The 5,370-nt window shown below is 65.6% G+C and carries 9 protein-coding genes; all 9 read left to right on the top strand.

The genetic code is table 11. The annotated features are described in order from the left end of the window. The coding region (locus JOZ00_RS07265; RefSeq protein ID WP_293341760.1) for a hypothetical protein at window positions 1-207 on the top strand (207 nt) is incomplete at its 5' end. 154 nt (window positions 208-361) lie between these two features. Beyond that, complete coding sequence (locus JOZ00_RS07260) at window positions 362-991, top strand: CDP-alcohol phosphatidyltransferase family protein (protein ID WP_293341757.1); 630 nt, start codon at window positions 362-364, stop codon at window positions 989-991. Continuing rightward, on the top strand, window positions 984-1,910 hold the full coding sequence (locus JOZ00_RS07255; protein WP_293341754.1) for a DUF881 domain-containing protein: 927 nt from the start codon (window positions 984-986) through the stop codon (window positions 1,908-1,910). The genes JOZ00_RS07260 and JOZ00_RS07255 overlap by 8 nt, the downstream gene beginning before the upstream one ends. Window positions 1,911-1,965: 55 nt before the next feature. Further along, complete coding sequence (locus tag JOZ00_RS07250) at window positions 1,966-2,298, top strand: small basic family protein (RefSeq protein WP_007170008.1); 333 nt, start codon at window positions 1,966-1,968, stop codon at window positions 2,296-2,298. A 15-nt stretch (window positions 2,299-2,313) separates the two neighbouring features. Further along, a complete protein-coding gene (locus JOZ00_RS07245) occupies window positions 2,314-3,189 on the top strand; it encodes a DUF881 domain-containing protein (RefSeq protein WP_293341751.1) in 876 nt (291 codons plus the stop codon). Window positions 3,190-3,215: 26 nt separating this feature from the next. Further along, on the top strand, window positions 3,216-3,614 hold the full coding sequence (gene gcvH / locus JOZ00_RS07240) for a glycine cleavage system protein GcvH (RefSeq protein WP_293341749.1): 399 nt from the start codon (window positions 3,216-3,218) through the stop codon (window positions 3,612-3,614). Window positions 3,615-3,856: 242 nt separating this feature from the next. Next, window positions 3,857-4,339: a glycogen accumulation regulator GarA gene (gene garA / locus JOZ00_RS07235; RefSeq protein ID WP_293341746.1), complete on the top strand. Its 483-nt coding sequence runs from the start codon at window positions 3,857-3,859 to the stop codon at window positions 4,337-4,339. Beyond that, window positions 4,339-5,088: a MerR family transcriptional regulator gene (locus JOZ00_RS07230; RefSeq protein ID WP_293341743.1), complete on the top strand. Its 750-nt coding sequence runs from the start codon at window positions 4,339-4,341 to the stop codon at window positions 5,086-5,088. Before garA ends, JOZ00_RS07230 begins: the two co-directional genes overlap by 1 nt. A 109-nt stretch (window positions 5,089-5,197) precedes the next feature. Continuing rightward, window positions 5,198-5,370 (top strand): bifunctional nuclease domain-containing protein (locus JOZ00_RS07225; protein ID WP_293341762.1); only part of this gene is annotated, 173 nt, incomplete at its 3' end.

Below are 5,370 nucleotides of genomic sequence, written 5' to 3'. Positions count from 1 at the left end.
GCCGTCGACGCGTTCGCCTCGCTGGCCGCCGACGCGATCGAGGCCGCGCAGCAGACGTTCGAGACGGCGAATGTCCTCGAGGAGGAGCCGGGCCTGGACCTGTCCAAGCTGGCCCGGCCGACGTCGACGTGGACCTACATGGTCAACGACAACCCGCTGTCGGACGACACCCTTTCCACGCTGAGCCTGCCCGGGGTGTTCCGCTAGGCCTGGGCAGTTGGCGCCGAATGTGCGTCCAGCCGCACGACGGAGCCCGAGTGTGCGGACAGCCGCGCACTCGGCGTCCGATTGGCGTTGATCGCCCGGCATCTTCAAGGTCCGCGCTGCGAACCGCATCGCCACCGCGTTAAGGTCACGGCTCATGGAGCAGGTGCAGCCGCCGAACCGGGTGCTGACGGTACCTAACGCGCTCAGCGTCGTCCGGCTGCTGCTCATCCCGGTTTTCGCCTACCTGCTGCTGGTCGTGCACGCCAACGGCTGGGCGGTGGCCATCCTGATGTTCAGCGGCGCCTCCGACTGGGCCGACGGCAAGATCGCCCGGCTGCTCGACCAGTCCTCACGGCTGGGCGTGCTGCTGGACCCGACGGTCGACCGGCTCTACATGGTGACCGTTCCCGTCCTGTTGGCGGTGGACGGGATCGTGCCGTGGTGGTTGGTCATCGTCCTGATCGTGCGGGACGGGCTGCTGACCGCGGCGCTGCCGCTGATCCGTGGCCGCGGGGTTTCGGCGCTGCCGGTCATGTACATCGGTAAGGCCGCGACGTTCGCCCTGATGTCCGGTTTTCCGCTAATCCTGCTGGGAACGTGGGACGCGCTGTGGAGCCGTGTGATCGGGGCGTGCGGATGGGCCTTCCTGATCTGGGGTCTGTACGCCTACCTGTGGTCGTTCGTGCTGTATGCGATCCAGGTGACGCTGGTGCTGCGCCGCCTGCCCAAGCTCGCACCCGGCGCCCGTCGTCCACCCGTGTCGAAGGCGATCGAGCATGGCTGACGTGGACCGGCTGCTGCTCGGCGGCTATGACCCCAACGCCGGCCATGCCGCGCACGAGGCATCGCGCCCCAGAAGCATTCCGGTGCCGTCTCTGCTGCGTGCCCTGTTGTCCGAGCACCTGGACCCCGGCTACGCGGCAGCCGCGGCCAAGCGCGACGTCACCGTCGCGTTATCCGGGCGCCAACGCGCCTTTCGCTGGCTGTGGCAGGCCTTGGCGGCGCTGCTGATCGCCACGGTGTTCGCCGCCGCGGTCGCCCAAGCGCGCTCGGTCGCCCCCGGTGTGCGCAGTGCGCAGCAGTTGCTGCTGGGAAATGTGCGTTCGACGGAAGGCACCGCGTCCAAACTGGCCAAGCAACGCAGCGAGCTGTCCACCCGAGTCGACGACGTGCAGCGCCACGCGCTGGCGGACAACGCCGAAGGCCAGCGGCTGCTCGCGAGCCTCGATGCGCTCGGCCTGGCGGCTGCCAGCACCGCGGTCATCGGTCCCGGACTGAAGGTGACCGTGACCGATCCCGGTGCCAGCCCGAACTTGTCCGACGTGTCCAAGCAACGCGTCACCGGCAGCAGGCAGATCATCCTGGACCGGGATCTGCAGCTGGTGGTCAATTCGCTGTGGGCGAGCGGCGCCGAGGCCATCTCCGTCGGCGGGGTCCGCATCGGACCGAACGTGACGATTCGGCAGGCGGGCGGCGCGATCCTGGTGGACAACACCCCGACCAACAGCCCGTACGCGATCCTGGCCATCGGACCGCCGCACGCCGTGCGCGACGTCTTCGAAAACAGCCCCGGCCTGCAACGTCTGAGGCTGCTGCAGATCTCCTACGGCGTCGTCGTTACCGTGGACGTCGCCGACGGTCTGTCGCTGCCCGCCGGGTCGGTCCGGGATGTCAAGTTCGCCAAACAGATTGGGCCACATTGAGAAAAGTCCTCCGCAGACAATTCCCCCTGTGTGGGACTTTGACGGGAAGCAAAGCATGATCGGCATAGCGGCCCTTGCGATCGGCATCGTGCTCGGGTTGGTTTTCCACCCCGCGGTGCCCGAGGTTGTGCAGCCGTATCTGCCCATCGCGGTGGTCGCAGCGCTCGACGCGGTGTTCGGTGGGCTGCGCGCCTACCTGGAGCGGATCTTCGACCCGAAGGTCTTCGTGATCTCGTTCGTGTTCAACGTCTTCGTGGCGGCCCTGATCGTCTACGTCGGCGATCAACTCGGTGTCGGCACGCAACTGTCCACCGCGATCATCGTCGTGTTGGGTATCCGCATCTTCGGCAACGCCGCCGCGCTGCGGCGCCGGCTGTTCGGGGCATAACGGATAGGAATCAGCGTGAGCCAGGGACCCACGGATCGCGGCGACGGCCAAAGTGCCGATGCGCCAACCCCGGACGCGCAACCCGAGGCGAACGCGGGCGACGCTGCGCACCACGGCCGCCACGAGCTACCCGCGAAACGTCCGAGGCCCGAGATCGGTCCGGTGCACCGGACCGGATTGTCCGGGATCGTGCGCGGCGGTCGATCCCGGCTGGGCTTCGGAACGCTGGCCGTCATGTTGTGTCTGCTGCTGGGGATCGCCATCGTCACCCAGGTCCGCCAGACCGCTACGGGCGACTCGCTGGACACGGCTCGCCCCGCAGACCTGTTGGTGCTGTTGGATTCGTTGCGGCAGCGCGAGGGCACGCTCAACACCGAAGTCAACGAACTGCAGAACACGCTGAATTCGTTGCAGGCGTCCGGCAACAACGATCAGGCCGCCGTCCAGGCCGCGCAGGCCAGGCTGGCGGCGCTGTCCATCCTGGTCGGCGCCGTGGGCGCCACCGGGCCGGGCGTCACCGTCGCGATCGACGACCCCGGACCGGGGGTTTCACCGGAGGCGATGCTCGACGTCATCAACGAATTGCGCGCCGCGGGCGCCGAGGCGCTCGAGGTCAACGACGGACACCAGTCCGTGCGCGTCGGTGTCGATACCTGGGTAGTCGGTGTGCCGGGTGCACTGACCATCGACAACAAAACCCTGTCGCCGCCGTATTCGCTTCTGGCGATTGGTGATCCACCGACACTCGCCGCGGCGATGAACATTCCGGGCGGCGCCGAAGACAGCGTCAAGCGCGTCGGCGCGCGGATGACGGTTCAGCAGGCGGACCGGGTGGACGTGGCCACCTTGCGGCAACCAAAACCGCACCAATACGCTCAGCCGGTCAAGTGATTCACAGCGACAGGACAGGATTACCCGTGAGCGATATCCCGCCGGATCTGCACTACACCGCCGAACACGAGTGGGTGCGCCGCAACGGTGATGACACCGCGCGGATCGGCATCACTGACTTTGCGCAGTCGGCATTGGGCGATGTCGTTTTCGTTCAGCTGCCCGATGTGGGCACGGAACTGACCGCGGGCGAATCCTTCGGTGAGGTCGAATCGACGAAATCGGTTTCGGATTTGTATGCGCCGGTGTCGGGGAAAGTATCCGCGGTGAATACCGATCTGGACGGCAGTCCGCAATTGGTCAATTCCGACCCGTACGGTGACGGCTGGTTGCTGGACGTCCAGGTGTCGGACGTCGGTGAATTGGAGTCAGCCATTTCGTCGCTGCTTGACGCTGAGGCCTACCGCGGAACGCTGACCGAATGACGGTTGCTAATGTCCCTGCAGCCCCGCACGGCTATGCAAGCCATGCAATCGGCTGAGGGGGCAAACCGGACTTCCGATCGTCGGGTGGTGGCCGCACTGAGGAGGAGTGCGCGGTACCGTCGACACATCGACACTTGAAGGCTAAAGGCAGTAATCGGCAGTACCGGGTGGAGAAACCCTAGTGAGCAGCCGGCCGAGCGGCCCGGTCAGAAAGCGCCACAGCGGCCAGTGAGGAGCAGCGCGTGACGGACATGGACTCAGGAAGACAAGAAGACCAGACCTCTGACGAAGTCACAGTGGAGACGACTTCTGTCTTCCGTGCCGACTTCCTCAACGAGCTTGACGCACCCGCCCAAGCGGGGACGGAGAACGCGGTATCCGGGGTTGAGGGACTTCCGGCAGGTTCGGCGCTGCTGGTCGTCAAACGCGGGCCCAATGCCGGCTCGCGGTTCCTGCTCGACCAGCCCATCACCTCCGCCGGCCGGCATCCGGACAGCGACATATTTCTCGACGACGTCACCGTCAGCCGCCGCCACGCCGAATTCAGGTTGGAGAACAACGAATTTAACGTGGTCGACGTCGGTAGTCTGAACGGTACCTACGTCAATCGTGAGCCCGTGGACTCCGCGGTGCTTGCCAACGGTGACGAGGTGCAGATCGGCAAGTTCCGCTTGGTGTTTTTGACCGGCCCCAAGCAGGGTGAGGATGGAGGATCTTCAGGCTAGTGAGCGCACCCGATAGCTCGGCATTGGCCGGGATGTCGATTGGGGCGGTTCTGGAACTGCTGAGGCCGGACTTCCCCGATGTCACGATCTCCAAGATTCGCTTCTTGGAGGCCGAAGGACTGGTGACGCCACTGCGCGCCGCGTCGGGGTATCGGAGATTCACCGCTTATGACTGCGCGCGGCTGCGATTCATCCTCACTGCGCAGCGCGATCACTATCTGCCGCTGAAGGTCATTCGGGCGCAACTGGACGCCCAGCCCGATGGTGAGCTTCCCGCATTCGGATCGCCTTACAGCGCCCCACGGTTGGTGTCCGTGGCGGGCAACGGCGACGGTGCGACGGCCGCCGGTTCTGACACGGCGGCGGTGGCGCCCCCACGGATCCGGCTGAGTCGTGAAGATCTGCTGGAGCGTTCGGGGGTTGACGACGACCTTCTGACGTCATTACTCAAAGCCGGCGTGATCACCACCGGCCCGGGCGGCTTTTTCGACGAGCACGCGGTCGTCATCCTGCAGTGTGCGCGGGCGCTTTCGGAGTACGGCGTCGAGCCGCGGCACCTGCGCGCATTCCGCTCGGCAGCCGATCGGCAGTCCGACCTGATCGCGCAAATCGCGGGCCCGGTAGTGAAGGCGGACAAGGCCGGCGCACGTGATCGCGCCGACGACTTGGCGCGTGAAGTTGCGGCGCTCGCAATCACATTGCACACGTCTTTAGTCAAATCCGCCGTTCGCGACGTTCTGCATCGCTGAGGACTAGACTTCGGTCGACAGCTAGGGTTTCGGCGACATGGCGATTGCGACTTCGTCGTAGCGCCAGGAACCAGTCGAGAACGGCAGCATATGCGGAGGGCAGACACAAATGGGTGAAGTTCGTGTTGTCGGCATTCGCGTGGAGCAGCCGCAGAACCAGCCTGTGCTGTTACTGCGCGAAACGAACGGTGATCGGTACCTTCCGATTTGGATTGGTCAATCCGAGGCTGCCGCCATCGCGCTCGAGCAGCAAGGAGTCGAGCCGCCCCGCCCGCTGACCCA

The organism is Mycobacterium sp. (assembly GCF_019243155.1).
GTDB lineage: Bacteria > Actinomycetota > Actinomycetes > Mycobacteriales > Mycobacteriaceae > Mycobacterium.
This window is presented reverse-complemented; position numbering and strand designations above follow the sequence as displayed.

Coding starts and splice junctions, on each gene's coding strand:
- JOZ00_RS07260 (WP_293341757.1), top strand. CDS start 362: ATGGAGCAGGTGCAGCCGCCGAACCGGGTGCTGACGGTACCTAACGCG.
- JOZ00_RS07250 (WP_007170008.1), top strand. CDS start 1,966: ATGATCGGCATAGCGGCCCTTGCGATCGGCATCGTGCTCGGGTTGGTT.
- JOZ00_RS07255 (WP_293341754.1), top strand. CDS start 984: ATGGCTGACGTGGACCGGCTGCTGCTCGGCGGCTATGACCCCAACGCC.